14 protein-coding genes and 1 pseudogene are annotated in these 14,192 nt (G+C 70.9%); 13 read left to right on the top strand and 2 right to left on the bottom strand.

Features of this window, described 5'->3' with window-relative positions; translation table 11 throughout:
• The first annotated feature begins 68 nt into the window (after positions 1-68).
• The gene (locus VFO68_RS08455; RefSeq protein ID WP_325157625.1) at positions 69-899 is read left to right on the top strand and encodes an ABC transporter permease; all 831 of its coding nucleotides are present in this window, start codon (positions 69-71) and stop codon (positions 897-899) included.
• Positions 900-909: 10 nt separating this feature from the next.
• A complete protein-coding gene (locus VFO68_RS08450) occupies positions 910-1,758 on the top strand; it encodes an ABC transporter permease (protein ID WP_325157624.1) in 849 nt (282 codons plus the stop codon).
• Here VFO68_RS08450 and VFO68_RS08445 read toward each other — a convergent pair.
• The gene (locus VFO68_RS08445) at positions 1,697-2,131 is read right to left on the bottom strand and encodes a hypothetical protein (protein ID WP_325157623.1); all 435 of its coding nucleotides are present in this window, start codon (positions 2,129-2,131) and stop codon (positions 1,697-1,699) included. The genes VFO68_RS08450 and VFO68_RS08445 overlap by 62 nt on opposite strands.
• Before the next feature lie 206 nt (positions 2,132-2,337).
• On the opposite strand from VFO68_RS08445, the gene VFO68_RS08440 reads away from it, so the two are divergent.
• The 5 genes from VFO68_RS08440 to VFO68_RS08420 all read left to right on the top strand — a co-directional run bounded on the left by VFO68_RS08440 (position 2,338) and on the right by VFO68_RS08420 (position 6,046).
• Positions 2,338-3,186: a helix-turn-helix transcriptional regulator gene (locus VFO68_RS08440; RefSeq protein WP_325157622.1), complete on the top strand. Its 849-nt coding sequence runs from the start codon at positions 2,338-2,340 to the stop codon at positions 3,184-3,186.
• A 20-nt stretch (positions 3,187-3,206) separates the two neighbouring features.
• Positions 3,207-3,392, top strand: a complete 186-nt coding sequence (locus VFO68_RS08435; RefSeq protein WP_325157621.1) for a DUF397 domain-containing protein — start codon at positions 3,207-3,209, stop codon at positions 3,390-3,392.
• Between the two features lie 13 nt (positions 3,393-3,405).
• Positions 3,406-3,567 carry a DUF397 domain-containing protein gene (locus tag VFO68_RS08430; RefSeq protein ID WP_325157620.1) on the top strand — a complete coding sequence of 54 codons (162 nt, stop codon included), beginning with the start codon at positions 3,406-3,408 and terminating at the stop codon, positions 3,565-3,567.
• A gap of 119 nt (positions 3,568-3,686) precedes the next feature.
• Complete coding sequence (locus VFO68_RS08425) at positions 3,687-4,100, top strand: DoxX family protein (protein ID WP_325157619.1); 414 nt, start codon at positions 3,687-3,689, stop codon at positions 4,098-4,100.
• A 23-nt stretch (positions 4,101-4,123) separates the two neighbouring features.
• Positions 4,124-6,046: a TIGR03960 family B12-binding radical SAM protein gene (locus VFO68_RS08420; protein ID WP_325157618.1), complete on the top strand. Its 1,923-nt coding sequence runs from the start codon at positions 4,124-4,126 to the stop codon at positions 6,044-6,046.
• 159 nt (positions 6,047-6,205) lie between these two features.
• Here the strand turns inward: VFO68_RS08420 and VFO68_RS08415 are convergent, their stop codons facing one another.
• Positions 6,206-7,639, bottom strand: a complete 1,434-nt coding sequence (locus VFO68_RS08415; RefSeq protein WP_414635473.1) for a S8 family peptidase — start codon at positions 7,637-7,639, stop codon at positions 6,206-6,208.
• A 218-nt stretch (positions 7,640-7,857) separates the two neighbouring features.
• Between VFO68_RS08415 and VFO68_RS08410 the strand changes: the two genes are divergently transcribed.
• The 6 genes and pseudogenes from VFO68_RS08410 to VFO68_RS08385 form a co-directional block, all read left to right on the top strand.
• Positions 7,858-8,595: a TIGR03936 family radical SAM-associated protein gene (locus tag VFO68_RS08410; protein WP_325157616.1), complete on the top strand. Its 738-nt coding sequence runs from the start codon at positions 7,858-7,860 to the stop codon at positions 8,593-8,595.
• A gap of 210 nt (positions 8,596-8,805) precedes the next feature.
• Complete coding sequence (locus VFO68_RS08405; RefSeq protein WP_325157615.1) at positions 8,806-11,631, top strand: Rne/Rng family ribonuclease; 2,826 nt, start codon at positions 8,806-8,808, stop codon at positions 11,629-11,631.
• Positions 11,632-11,801: 170 nt separating this feature from the next.
• A complete protein-coding gene (rplU, locus tag VFO68_RS08400) occupies positions 11,802-12,113 on the top strand; it encodes a 50S ribosomal protein L21 (RefSeq protein ID WP_325157614.1) in 312 nt (103 codons plus the stop codon).
• Positions 12,114-12,124: 11 nt separating this feature from the next.
• A complete protein-coding gene (rpmA, locus tag VFO68_RS08395) occupies positions 12,125-12,382 on the top strand; it encodes a 50S ribosomal protein L27 (RefSeq protein WP_325157613.1) in 258 nt (85 codons plus the stop codon).
• Positions 12,383-12,469: 87 nt separating this feature from the next.
• Entirely contained in the window at positions 12,470-13,924 is a 1,455-nt protein-coding gene (gene obgE, locus VFO68_RS08390) for a GTPase ObgE (RefSeq protein ID WP_325157612.1), read from the top strand.
• Between the two features lie 10 nt (positions 13,925-13,934).
• Positions 13,935-14,192, top strand: a pseudogene (locus tag VFO68_RS08385) (glutamate 5-kinase); the annotation flags it as partial.

The following is a 14,192-nucleotide window of genomic DNA, read 5'->3' as shown; positions in this document are numbered from 1 at the left end:
GGCGCAGCACGCTCGAGGACGTTTTTCTGCGGTTGACCGGCCGGACGCTGGTGGACTGAGGGGGAGTGATGGCTGATCTCGCCGAACGTGCCGCCGCGCCGGTGCACGGGCCGGGCAGAGCCCATCCGGTAGGCCTGGCGGCCGTTCTGTTCGTGGTCGAAGGGGTCCTGACCTGGTACAAGCGCAACTGGCGAGCCTCGGCGATCTCCAGTGTGGTCCAGCCGGTGCTGTTCCTGCTGGCGCTGGGCTTCGGGTTCGGTTCGCAGGTGGACCCGGGTCCGGCGACCGCCGGGCAGAGCTACGTGGTGTACCTGGCGCCGGCGCTGCTGGTCGCCACCACCGTGCAGCTGGCCGCGTTCGAGTGCACCTATCCGGTGCTCGGTGGGTTCAAGTGGCAGGCCCAGTACACCGCCATCGCGGCGACGCCGATCACCGCGCGGCAGATCGTGTCCGGCCATCTGACCTGGGTCATGCTGCGGATGGCCAGTTCGACGCTGGTCTTCCTGGCCGTCGCCGCGGTGCTGGGTGCGGTGACCAGTCCGGCGGTGCTGCTGTCGTTCCTCGTCGCGGTGCTCGCCGGCATGGCGGTCGCGGCGCCGGTCACGGCCTACTCGGCGACGCTGGAGTCGGAGGCGCCGTTCAGCAGCCTGTTCCGGTTCGTGATCCTGCCGATGACGCTGCTCGCCGGGACGTTCTTCCCGGTCGAGGCGCTGCCGGCGTGGATCCGCCCGCTGGCCTGGGTCACTCCGCTCTGGCACGGCACCGAGCTGGCCCGGGGAGCGGTGTTCGGCGGGTTGAACCCGTGGGCGGCGGTAGGGCATCTGGCCTTCCTGGGGGCCATGTTCGCGGCCGGCGCGGTGCTCGCCACCCGGTTCTTCGCGCGCAGGCTGGCGCGGTAGGGGGAGTGTGATGACCTCGGTACTGACGCCCCGGGAGGTCGGGACGGGGCCCCGGCCCGGCGGACTGCTGCTGCGGATGCTGCCGACCGCGCTGTACGCCGGGCGGGCCCGCATGGTCGTCGAACGGTCGCTGCTGGTGAACCGGCGGACCTGGATGATGGTGCTGTCCGGGTTCTTCGAGCCGCTGTTCTACCTGTTCGCGATGGGCGTGGGCTTCGCGGGCCTGGCCGGCCAGATGATCGGTCCAGGCGGTGAGCCGATCAGCTACGTGGCGTTCGTCGCGCCGGCGTTGCTGGCCGCTTCGGCGATGAACGGCGCGGTGTACGACGCCACGTTCAACCTGTTCTTCAAGCTGAAGTACAACCGCACCTACGAGGCGATGCTCGCCACCCCGCTCGGCCCGATCGACGTGGCGATCGGGGAGATCTCCTGGGCGCTGCTGCGCGGCGGCTTATACGCGATGGGCTTCTTCGCGGTGATGTGCGGCTTGGGTCTGGTCACCTCGCCGTGGGCGCTGCTGATCGTGCCGGCCGCGTTGTTCATCGCGTTCGGGTTCGCGGCCGTGGCCATGGCAGCAACCACGTACATGCGGTCGTGGCAGGACTTCGACCTGGTGCAGCTTGCGCTGATGCCGATGTTCCTGTTCTCCACGACGTTCTTCCCGCTGACCGTCTACCCGGCCGCGATCCAGGTGCTGGTGCAGTGTTTCCCGCTGTACCACGGCATCGAGATCATGCGGGCGCTGTCGACCGGCTACGTCGACGTGTCGATGCTCGGTCACCTGGCCTACTTCGCGGTCATGGCCGTGATCGGCCTGGTGGTGTCGGCCAGGCGGGTGGGCAAGCTGCTGCTGCGCTGACCTGAGGCGGCAGCAGCCGCGCGTACTCGGACGGGACCTGGCAGGCGGGCGGTGCGGCGACCGCCGGCAGCGGGTACTGCTCGCGGCCTGGCGGAGCCAGGCTGAGGATCCCGCGCAGCGTTCGGTTGGTCGGGCCTTCGCACCACCAGGTGACGGCGTCCGGCGTGAACGGGTTGGGGTCCGGCCCGGTGAGCGGGGCGCGCCACGCGATCGAGTGATCTTCGCTGTGGATGGCGGCCACATCGGTGGCCCAACCCATCCAATCCATCGTGGCGACCAGGAGTTCCGGCTGGGTCTCGTCCGGCCCGAGGAGGTAGATGTGCCAGTGGCGCAGGTGGAGTTGTTCGAGCCAGTAGTCGACATCGCTGATCATCGGGCCGAAACACCTCCTGAATGTGGGACCCGGCCCCCATCGGGAACTGCGAGGCGCTGGGGGCCGGGCCACCGGGAGTGCGGTCTTTCTTCCCGGCAGATGTACGGTAAACCTGCAATTGCGACTTTGAATATCCCCCGACCAGGGGGGATTGCACATGCAGTCTGCTGGTGCAGACTGTGACCCCTACGTCCGGGAGAGGAGCGATGGCGAACCCCACCGTCCCGAAGCGACAGCTCGGCCGGGCTCTGCAGGAACTGCGCGAGGCCGCCGGCAAGACCAGGGACGAGGTCGCCCTGGTCCTCGAGTGCTCGGCATCGAAGATCAGCCGCATCGAGAACGGCCACGTCGGCGTCCGCTCGACGGAGTTCGCGGCGCTCATGGACTTCTTCAAGGTTCCAGCCGACCAACGCAAGGGCCTGGAGTCGATCGCCCGCGACACCCGCAAACGCCGTCCCAGAACAACGTACGGCCGCTCAATCCCAGACTGGTTCCGCAGGTTCGTAAGCCTGGAAGAAAGTGCGTCCGAGGTCCGTATCTACACGGGCGAGCTGGTCCCCGGTCTGCTGCAGACGGAGGAATACACCCGGGCGGTCACTGAGGCGAACCCCCTGCATGCGCCCAACGACATCGACCGCCTCGTTCGCGCTCGCTCCGCGCGCCAAGCGCGGCTTGTGAGCGACCATCCGCCGCAACTCTGGGCGATCATGTCGGAAGCCGCGCTGCGCCTCCAGGTCGGCGGTCGAGAGGTGATGCTGAGGCAACTCGAGCGCATCGCGGAAACGGCGCGGCTCGGGCATGTGACCGTGCAGGTCGCCCCTTTCACAGCCGGGGCACACGCCTGCACAGGGCTTGATTTCACATTGCTTCGCTTCGCCGACGACGTCGGCGTCGATGTGGTGTACGTCGAGGACCTCACTAGCGCCAGCTACCTGGACAAGGCGGACGATCCGCAGCGACAGGCGTACGTGCTGGTTTGGCAACACCTCACGGCCTCGGCCCTCTCCCCGAAGGAGAGCCTCAAGCTGGTCAATACTGTGAGGCGGGAACTGTGAGAACCGAAGGGAGGTGCGGGATGACTCCGGACCTTTCCCCTGCTGTGTGGCGCAAGAGCAGCCGCAGTGCGGGCAATGGCGGCAACTGTGTCGAGGTGGCCCAGCTCGGCGCGATCCGCGACAGTAAGAACCCGAGCCCGGTCCTGCTGGTCGGGCTGGATGCGTTCCTGGCCGAGATCAAGGCTGGCCGGTTCGACCGGGCCTGAACGGGAGGAACCCATGTGGCGCAAGAGCAGCCGCAGTGCCGGCAACGGCGGCGATTGCGTTGAGGTGGCCCGGGTCGGCGCGATCCGGGACAGCAAGAACCCTCGTCCGGTCCTGCTCGTCGGGCTGGATGCGTTCCTGGCCGAGGTCAAGAGCGGCCGGCTCGACCGGGCCTGAACCCGCTGAGGCCCCCGGTTCGCCGGGGGCCTCGGTTTGTCCGCTCACGATTGCGAAGTGGATCTCGAACCGAGATAGTTGAACGGTTGACAGACCGACTCGCCTCACCGGAGGTTGTAGTGGACGTCGTCGCCCTCATCGGACGCATCCTGTTCGTCCTGCTGTTCCTCGGTTCCGGGTTCGCCCACCTGGCCCAGACAGAAGCCATGGCCGGCTACGCCGCCAGCAAGGGCGTGCCCAACGCGCGGTTGGCCACCCAGCTCAGCGGCGTCCTCATCCTCGTCGGCGGCCTCATGGTGCTGCTCGGCATCTGGGCCGATCTCGGCGCCCTGCTGCTGGTCCTCTTCCTCGTCCCCACGGCCCTGCTCATGCACGCCTTCTGGAAGGAGACCGACCCCCAGGCCCGGCAGCTGGAGATGATCCAGTTCCAGAAGGACATGGCCCTGGCCGGCGCGGCGCTGCTCGTCTTCGCGCTGGTCGTCAAGCTGGGCGACGATCTCGGGCTGACCATCACCGGTCCGTTGTTCCGGTAGGGCGGCGGTTACCCTGAACCACTGTGACCGTGGAGTCCCTGTTCCCGAGGCTTGAGCAGCTGCTGCCGAAGGTGGCCAAGCCCGTGCAGTACGTCGGTGGCGAGCTCAACGCCACCGTCAAGGACTGGGACACCGCCACGGTGCGCTGGGCACTCATGTACCCGGACGCCTACGAGGTCGGGCTGCCCAACCAGGGCGTCATGATCCTCTACGAGGTGCTCAACGAGCAGCCCGACGTGCTGGCCGAGCGCACCTACGCCGTCTGGCCCGACCTCGAGGCGCTGATGCGCGAGCACGGGGTGCCCCAGTTCACCGTCGACGCCCACCGCCCGGTCGGCGCCTTCGACCTGCTGGGGGTCAGCTTCTCCACCGAACTGGGCTACACCAACCTGCTCAGCGCGCTCGATCTGGCCGGAATCCCGCTGCATGCCGTCGACCGGACCCAAGACCACCCGATCGTGGTAGCCGGGGGGCACGCCGCGTTCAACCCGGAACCGATCGCCGACTTCGTCGACGCCGCTGTCCTCGGCGACGGCGAGGAGGCCGTGCTGCTGATCACCGAGCACGTTCGCCGGTGGAAGGCCGAGGGCCGCCCCGGCGGCCGCGACGAGCTGCTCACCCGGCTGGCCGAGACCGGCGGCATCTACGTGCCGAAGTTCTACGACGCCGGCTACCTGCCCAGCGGCGAACTGGCCGGGGTCACCCCGAACCGGGACCGGGTGCCGGACCGGGTCGCCAAGCACACCACCATGGACCTCGACGCCTGGCCGTACCCGGCCAAACCGCTGGTGCCGCTGGCCGAGACGGTGCACGAGCGGATGAGCGTGGAGATCTTCCGGGGCTGCACCCGGGGCTGCCGGTTCTGCCAGGCCGGCATGATCACCCGCCCGGTCCGGGAGCGCTCCATCGACGGCATCGGCGCGATGGTCCAGAAGGGCATCGAGGCCAGCGGCTTCGAGGAGGTGGGCCTGCTCTCGCTGTCCAGCGCCGACCACTCGGAGATCGCCGAGATCACCAAGGGTCTGGCCGACCGCTACGAGGGCACCAACACCGGCCTGTCCCTGCCCAGCACCCGGGTGGACGCGTTCAACATCGACCTGGCCAACGAACTGTCCCGCAACGGCCGGCGCTCCGGCCTGACCTTCGCCCCGGAGGGTGGCAGCGAGCGGATCCGCCGCGTCATCAACAAGATGGTCTCCGAGGAGGACCTCATCCGGACGGTCAGCGCGGCCTACGCCGCAGGCTGGCGCCAGGTGAAGCTGTACTTCATGTGCGGCCTGCCCACCGAGACCGACGAGGACGTGCTGCAGATCGCCACGATGGCGCACGAGGTGATCAAGGCCGGCCGGGCCGCGAGCGGCCGCCGCGACATCCGGTGCACCATCTCGATCGGCGGGTTCATCCCCAAGCCGCACACGCCGTTCCAGTGGGCTGCCCAGGCCGACCCGGCCACGATCGACGACCGGCTGCGCAAGCTGCGGCAGGCGGTCAACGCCGACCGGGGTCTCGGCCGCAACATCGGCATGCGGTATCACGAGGGCGAACCGAGTCTCATCGAAGGACTGCTCTCCCGGGGCGACCGCCGGGTCGGCCGGGTGATCGAGCGGGTCTGGCGGTCCGGCGGCCGGTTCGACGGCTGGAGCGAGCACTTCTCCTACCAGCGCTGGGTCGACGCCTGCGCCGCCGAGCTGGAGCCGCTCGGCGTCAGCCTGGCCTGGTTCACCACCCGCGAGCGGGCCGAACCCGAGGTGCTGCCCTGGGACCACCTCGACTCCGGCCTGGACCGGGCCTGGCTCTGGGACGACTGGCAGGACGCCCTGGAGGCCCGCGAACAGGACGACTGCCGCTGGACCCCCTGCTTCGACTGCGGCGTCTGCCCGGCGATGGGAACCGATATCCAGATCGGCCCGACGGGTCGCAAGCTCCTGCCGCTCACCCCGGTCTAGGCCCCTGTTTCGAAGGTGCTCCCATCAAAGCGACCAGCTGCGCGCCCCGGCCGAAGGCCCGGATCTGTGGCGGCAGGCCGCCCCGCTGCCAGGCCGGCGATGCGCGGCGACAACGGCCTGCCCCGCAGATCCGATCGCGCGCGCCTGATGAAACACAGCCTAGTTGGAGGTGACCGCCGCCAGGGCGTCCACCATGCCGTGGCCGTGGAAACTGTTGTACGGGGCGTAACCCGAGCAGTAGCCGTCCTGGGCGCCGGTGCCGTTCAGGTCGTAGTCCTCCGGGCAGGGGATCGGTTCGGCCTGGGTGGTCAGCATCCGGGTCAGCTCCTGCGGCGAGGACTTCGGATGCCGGGAGGCCAGCAGCGCGGCCACCCCGCTCGCGTGCGGGGTGGCCATCGACGTCCCGCAGGACCGCGCATAGCCGCCCGGCACCGTGGACAGCACGCAGGCCTGCTCGGGCTGCTTGCCGGTGGCCACCTCGCCGCCCGGCGCGGCCAGGTCCACCAGGCCCAGCCCGTATGAGCTGTAGCTGGACTTGAGCCGCTGCGGCCCCACCGCCGACACCGCGACCACCCCGCGCAGGCCCGCCGGCAGCACCCGGCAGTTGCCCTCCTGGCGCCGGCCGAGGTCCAGCCCGGCGTTCGTGGCGGCGGCGACGGTCAGCACGCCCTGCCGGGTGTTGTAGTCCACCGCCCGCCGGACCGCCTCCTGCGCCACGTGCTCGCCCGCGCGGTCGCACGTCATCAGCCAGGGGTCGACGTAGTAGCTGTTGTTGGTGATCGTCATCCGCTGGGCCGCGGCCCACATCAGCCCGCACACCGCGTACTCGGGGTAGATGAACCCCTCGTCGTCGACCACCTTCACCGAGGCGACCCGCACACCGGGCGCGACGCCGGCGGTCCCGTGGCCGTCGTCGGCGGCCGCGATGGTGCCGGCGACATGCGTGCCGTGCGGGGAGGCGGTCGGCTCCCAGGCCGAGGGCGTGGTGTCCGGCTTGCCGGTCAGGCAGCCGGCGGACCGGGCGGGATCCAGGGCGGCGCGCAGGTCCGGATGGTTGGGGTCGACCCCGGAGTCGAGCACCCCGACCACCACGTCGCGGCTGCCGGGCGTGATCCGGCGGGCCCGGTCGGCGTGGATGAGCGCCATGTCCCACTGCTCACCGGTGCGGTCGGTGGTCGACACCTCGGCCGCATCGTCGGTGACCAGTTCCGGCATCGACGGGATCTCGTCGGCGTTGCGCCGGCTGCTCGGTCCGGCCTGGCTCCGGGCCGCCCGCTCGGCGCTGAACGCCCGGTCCGGCCCGATCCGGTCGGCGAAATGCTGATAGCCCGACGTCGCCACCGCCACGCCGATCTGCGGGTAGTAGGCGACCGGTTTGCCGCAGGCCCCGGTGATCTCGTCGGTGGCGCTGCGCTCCGCGGTGGGGCCGTTGAACAGCACCACGTACCGCATGGTCGCGCCGTCGGAGGTGCAGGCGGGCACCACGGCCGCGTCGTCCGGCCGGGCATTCGCGACGTTTCCGCTGGTCAGCGGTGCCACTAGCAGGACAGCGACACTGACCGCTGCCGCCCTCGCACGGCGGAACAGAGGCACAGGGACGAAACCTCCATCGTCTGGTTCGACCGGGTTCGGGGGCCTACCTCCTCGGCCGGACGGTAGCCAGCCAATCGCGCCCAGACAAGACAACACCCGAATTCGGCCTGGGAGTACCGTCCCAGCCGGTTGTGTTCATCACCACCGGAGCAAACCGGTTCCCACCATTAGGAGTAACGCTGAGTCGCGACGACCGGCCCAACCCGTCCCCGGAACCCGTGCAGAAACTGCGGGTCCGCTATGCCAAGCGGGGACCGTTGCGGTTCACCTCGCACCGGGACGTGGCCCGGGCGTTCGAGCGGGCACTGCGCCGGGCCGGGGTGCCGATGGCGTTCTCCCAGGGCTTCAACCCGCACCCGAAGATCTCCTGGATCGGCGCGTCTCCGACCGGGGTGGCGAGCGAGGCCGAGTACGTCGAGATCCAGGTGATCCAGCGGGTCGACCCGGCCGACCTCGGCCCCCGGCTGGACGCCGCCATGCCGTCCGGCCTGGACGTCCTGGAGACCGTCACGGCCACCGGCGGCTCGCTGGCCGAGGAGATCGAGGCCAGCCGCTGGCGGGTCGAACTCCCCGGCGTGTCGGGCGAGGCGCTACGGGTCGCGGTCGAGGCGCTACTGGCCGTGGAGTCCGTACAGGTTGAGCGGTTGACCAAGCAGGGCATGCGCCCGATCGACGTGCGACCCGCCGTGGTGACAGCGGAGGTGTCAACCGTATCCGGGGCGTGTGGGATACTTGACGTGGTCGTGCGGCAGGCGACGCCTGCGGTACGGCCGGACGACGTGCTGAGTGCGCTACGCGTCGTCGCCGCGCTGGAACCGCCGGTGCCCGCGAAGGCGACCCGGATGGCCCAAGGGCGGCTCGACGACAGCGGAGGTCTGTCCGACCCGTTGGCCCGGGACAGGGCCGCGGCATCCGGGTGGGCGCTGCGGGAGCCGGCTCAGAGCGACGTGGACTGACCTGCCGCGGCAGGGGTCGCCGAACCGAGTGGTTCGGAGGCCTCGGCGGCGCAGAGGCGAGGATTCCCGCCGCATGGCGGCGGAAAAGGCACAGTTCTCCACCGTGCGCGGTGGAGCGAGACAACTACAGGCCCCCGCGTGGCCGCGACCGACAGCGCCGGCGTCAAGACACGCCTGCGAGTTGGCCGCGCCCGGGGGCGGAGGAGCTACATGTCGGAAAAGTCGACGCCTGCCGGGCAACCCGGCGGGGACAACTTCACATCCACTCATCCCGAACTGGCCGGTCTACCGGACCGGGTCCGGGTGCACGCGCTGGCAAAGCTGCTCGACCGCAGCAGCCGTGACGTGCTCGACGCGTTGATCGCCCTGGGTGAGGACGGCCGCAGCGCCCAGTCCAGCATCCCCCGGGACGTCGCCCTCAAGATCGCGGAGAAACTCCTGGGCACCGAGCCTGAGACCGAGACACAGACGCAGGTGGACGGGCCTCCGGCCCGGCCGCCCGCTCCACCGCTGCCGGTGTTCGCCTCGGCGTCACCCCTGTTCCTGCCGCCCGACGCGAGCCAGGCGCCGCCCAAGCCGGTGCGGGAGACCCGGGAGGTCGTCGAGGAGCCGGAGGAGGACGAGGACGCCGAGGCCGGCGAGGAGGCCGGCGATGACGGCGCCCGGCGGCGGCGCCGGCGGGGCCGCCGTGGCCGTGGCCGGGGCAAGGGCGGTCACGACGAGGACGGCGCGGACGACGAGGGCGCCGAGGACGAGCCGCCCGCCGAGCGGCCGGAGAAGCCCGCCAGGTCCAACAAGGGCAAGGCCAAGGAGGCCGAGCAGCGCGACGCCGACGACGATGCCGACGGCGTGGTCGAGACGGCCAGCCAACGCCGCCGCCGGCGCCGGCGGCGGCGCGGTGGCGACGACGGTGGCGTCGGGGACGACGATCCGCCGAACACCGTGGTGCACGTCCGGGAGGCGCGCGAGGAGAAGTCCGACCCCGGTGCCGACGCCCGGGACGAGGTCCGCAGCGTGCGTGGCTCCACCCGGCTGGAGGCCAAGCGTCAGCGGCGCCGGGACGGCCGGGAGGCGGGCCGGCGGCGCGCGCCGATCCTGTCCGAGGCCGAGTTCCTGGCTCGCCGGGAGGCGGTCGACCGAGCCATGGTGATCCGGGAGCGCGGCGACCGCACCCAGATCGCGGTGCTCGAGGACGGCATCCTGGTCGAGCACTTCGTGACCACCTCGGGCACCGGCTCGCTGGTCGGCAACGTCTACCTCGGCCGGGTGCAGAACGTGCTGCCCAGCATGGAGGCGGCGTTCGTCGACATCGGTCGCGGCCGCAACGCCGTGCTCTACGCCGGCGAGGTCGACTGGGACGCGGCCGGCCTGGAGGGCAAGGCCCGCAAGATCGAGCAGGCGCTGTCCACCGGCGACAGCGTGCTGGTGCAGGTCACCAAGGACCCGGTCGGCCACAAGGGCGCCCGGCTCACCACCCAGATCAGCCTGCCCGGCCGGTTCCTGGTCTACGTGCCCGGCGGCGGCGCCACCGGGATCTCCCGCAAGCTGCCGGAGAACGAGCGGCGCCGGCTCAAGGACGTGCTCAAGCGCGTGGTGCCCGAGGACGCCGGGGTGATCATCCGGACCGCCTCGGAGGGCATCAGCGAGGAGGAGCTCGCCCGCGACGTGCGGCGGCTGCAGGCGCAGTGGCAGGTCATCAACGACAAGACCACCGGCGCCAACGGGACCAAGAAGGCCAACGCCCCCTCGCTGCTCTACGAGGAGCCCGACCTGCTGATCAAGGTCGTCCGCGACCTGTTCACCGAGGACTTCTCCGCGCTGGTGATCGAGGGCCCGCAGGCCTGGGAGACGATCGACGCCTACGTCCGGCACGTCGCGCCGGAGCTGGTCGAGCGGCTGCGCCGGCACGTGGGCAACACCGACGTGTTCGCCGAGTTCCGCATCGACGAGCAGTTGCTCAAGGCGCTGGACCGCAAGGTGTGGCTGCCCTCCGGCGGTTACCTGGTGATCGACCGCACCGAGGCGATGACCGTCATCGACGTCAACACCGGCAAGTTCACCGGATCGGGTGGAAATCTCGAGGAGACCGTCACCAGGAACAACCTGGAGTCGGCCGAGGAGATCGTCCGCCAGCTTCGGCTGCGGGACATCGGCGGCATCATCGTCATCGACTTCATCGACATGGTGCTGGAGTCCAACCGGGACCTGGTGCTGCGCCGGCTCACCGAATGCCTCGGCCGGGACCGCACCCGGCACCAGGTCGCCGAGGTGACCTCGCTGGGCCTGGTGCAGATGACCCGCAAGCGGGTCGGCACCGGGCTGCTGGAGGCGTTCAGCACGCAGTGCGAGCACTGCAAGGGACGCGGGGTGCTGGTCAACAACGATCCGGTGACCAAGTCGAACGGACAGGGCGGCGGTCAGCAGCAGGGCGGCGGCCGGCGCTCCCGTGGTGGCGGCGACTCCGGGAAGGACAAGGAGAAGGAGCCGGCCAAGGAGCGGACCAAGGCGGCCGTGCGCGGCATCGCCAAGGCGAGCGGGGTGCGGCCCGAGGCCGAGCCGGAGACCGCCGAGGCCGAGCCGGTGGCGGCCGTGGTGGACCACGTGGCCGAGAACCCCGCGCCCGAGCCGGTCGCCGCGCCGGCCGAGCCCGAGGCGCCGGTCGCCGAGGAGCCCGTGGAGCCGGCCGCTCCGGCGGCCGAGGCGGCGGTTGAGCCGGTCGCACTCGTCGCCGAGGAGCCGGCCGGGGAGATCGCGCCTGCGGCCGTGGCGGCGGAGCCGACCCACCCGGAGGAAACCGGTGGGTGGGTGCCGCCGCAGGCGGAGGCGCCGGACGAGCCCGAGCCGGGGGAGAACGGCGCCGCCGAGTCCCGTTCGGCCGTCCTCGACGCGGTGCCGTCCGGACCGGCGCAGGACTCCGAGGACACGCCGGACACGGAGTCCCACCAGCCCGAATCCGCTCTGTCGGGGAACAGCCGGCGACGGCGGACCGCGTCCCGGCCGGCCGGCCCTCCGGTCCCGGCGGCCACCGATGGCTGAATCCGGACCCGGTTTGACCCCGATTCCGCGCGGCACGTAATCTGTAACACGGCCCGCCACTTCGGTGGGCCGTGTCGTGCGCGAGGCCGTTCGCTGGTCAACACCAGCCCGGCGCGGCGTGACCCCAAGATTTGAACCATCCGTTCGAGCAGCAGGAGAGTTGCGTCCCGATGTACGCGATCGTCAAGACCGGCGGCAAGCAGTACAAGGTGGCTGTCGGCGACGTCGTCGAGGTCGAGAAGCTCGAGGGCGAGCCGGGCACCGAGCTCACCTTCCCCGCGCTGCTCGTCGTCGATGGTGAAGACGTCACCACGGATGCGGCGGCCCTGGCCAAGGTCTCGGTGACCGGCAAGGTCGTCGAGCAGTCCAAGGGCCCGAAGATCCGGATCCACAAGTTCAAGAACAAGACCGGGTACCACAAGCGGCAGGGGCATCGGCAGAAGCTGACCCGTGTCGAGGTCACCGGCATCAAGACCAAGTAGGGGAGCCAGCCATGGCACACAAGAAGGGTGCGTCCAGCTCCCGCAACGGCCGCGACTCGAACGCGCAGTACCTCGGCGTCAAGCGCTACGGGGGCCAGGCCGTCAAGGCCGGCGAGATTCTCATCCGCCAGCGCGGCACCAAGTTCCACCCGGGTGTGAACGTGGGCCGGGGCCGGGACGACACGCTGTTCGCGCTGGCCGCCGGTTCGGTCCAGTTCGGATCGAAGCGCGGCCGCAAGACGGTCAACATCGTGCCGGTCGAGGCCTGAGCGCCCGACCGGACTGCATGATCCCCGACGAGGGGCGGGCCAGCGCAACGCGGCCCGCCCCTCGTCGCTTGTTCGAAAGGAAAACCCTTGTCCCGGTTCGTTGACCACGTGGTGATCCATGTGGCCGCGGGTAACGGCGGAAATGGCTGTGCCTCGGTGCATCGGGAGAAGTTCAAGCCGCTCGGCGGTCCCGACGGGGGCAACGGCGGCAACGGCGGCAACGTGACGCTGGTCGTGGACAGCGGCGTGCACACCCTGCTGGACTTCCACTTCCGGCCGCACGCCAAGGCGTCCAGCGGCCGGCAGGGCCAGGGCGCCAACCGGGACGGCGCGGCCGGCGAGGACCTCGAACTGCGCGTCCCGGACGGCACCGTGGTGCTGACCGAGGCCGGCGAGGTGCTGGCCGACCTGGTCGGCAACGGCACCCGGTTCGTCGCGGCCCGGGGCGGCCGGGGCGGCCTTGGCAACGCCGCGCTCGCGTCCAAGGCGCGCAAGGCCCCCGGGTTCGCGCTGCTCGGCGAACCCGGCGAGGCCCGCGACCTGGTGCTGGAACTGCGTTCGGTGGCTGACGTCGGCCTGGTCGGGTTCCCCTCGGCCGGCAAGTCCTCGCTGGTCTCGGTGCTCTCCGCGGCCCGGCCGAAGATCGCCGAGTACCCGTTCACCACGCTGGTGCCCAACCTGGGCGTGGTCACCGCGGGCGAGTCGGTGTTCACCATGGCCGACGTGCCGGGGCTGATCCCCGGGGCGAGCGAGGGCAAGGGCCTGGGCCTGGACTTCCTGCGCCACATCGAGCGGTGCGCGGTGCTGGTGCACGTGGTGGACTGCGCCACCTACGAGGCCGACCGCGACCCGGTCTCCGACGTCGAGGCGCTGGAGCACGAGCTGGCCCGCTACACCCCCGCGCTGGGTGGGGAACTGGCCGACCGGCCCCGGGTGGTGGTCCTGAACAAGGTGGACGTGCCGGAGGCCCGCGAGCTGGCCGACATGGTGCGGCCCGAGTTCGTCGAGCGTGGCCTGCCGGTCTTCGAGGTGTCCACGGTGACCCGGGAGGGTCTGCGGGAGTTGTCCTTCGCGCTGGCCGCCGTCGTCGAGGAGGACCGGCGCACCCGGCAACCGGCGCAGTCGACCCGGATCGTGCTGCGACCGTCCGCTGTGGACGATGCCGGTTTCACCGTCGAGGAGGACCCGGAGCAGCCCGGCGCGTTCGTGGTGCGCGGCGACCGGCCGGAACGCTGGGTCAAGCAGACCGACTTCGGCAACGACGAGGCGGTGGGCTACCTGGCCGACCGGCTGGCGCGGTTGGGCGTCGAGGACGCTCTCGCCGGCCTCGGCGCGAAACCCGGTTGCCCGGTGACCATCGGACCGGTCACCTTCGACTGGGAGCCGTCCACGCCGGCCGGGATCGCCCTGCTGATGCACCAGCGTGGGTCCGACCCCCGGCTGGAGCAGAGCGAGCGCACCACCGCCGCGGAACGCAAGGCGGCGAAACGGGCCCGGCGCGGGCTGGACGGCGCGACCGACGAGGATGCCACCATCGAATGAGTGCGAGCGAATGAGTTCGGACGTGCGCGCGATCTCCGGCACCAGGAAGCTGATCGCCGACGCACGCCGGATCGTCGTCAAGGTCGGGTCGTCCTCGCTCACCACCGCCGAGGGCGGCCTCGATCCCGCCCGGCTGGACGCACTGGTCGACGCGATGGCGGCCCGCCGCACCGGTGGCGGGCAACTGGTGCTGGTGTCCTCCGGCGCGATCGCGGCCGGGCTGGCGCCGCTGCGCCTGGCCCGCCGCCCAGCCGACCTGGCCACCCAG

The organism is Actinophytocola sp. (assembly GCF_035712165.1).
Lineage (GTDB): Bacteria > Actinomycetota > Actinomycetes > Mycobacteriales > Pseudonocardiaceae > DASYTH01.
The sequence above is the reverse complement of the archived record's forward strand: the minus strand, read 5'-3'. Positions and strand labels throughout refer to the sequence as shown.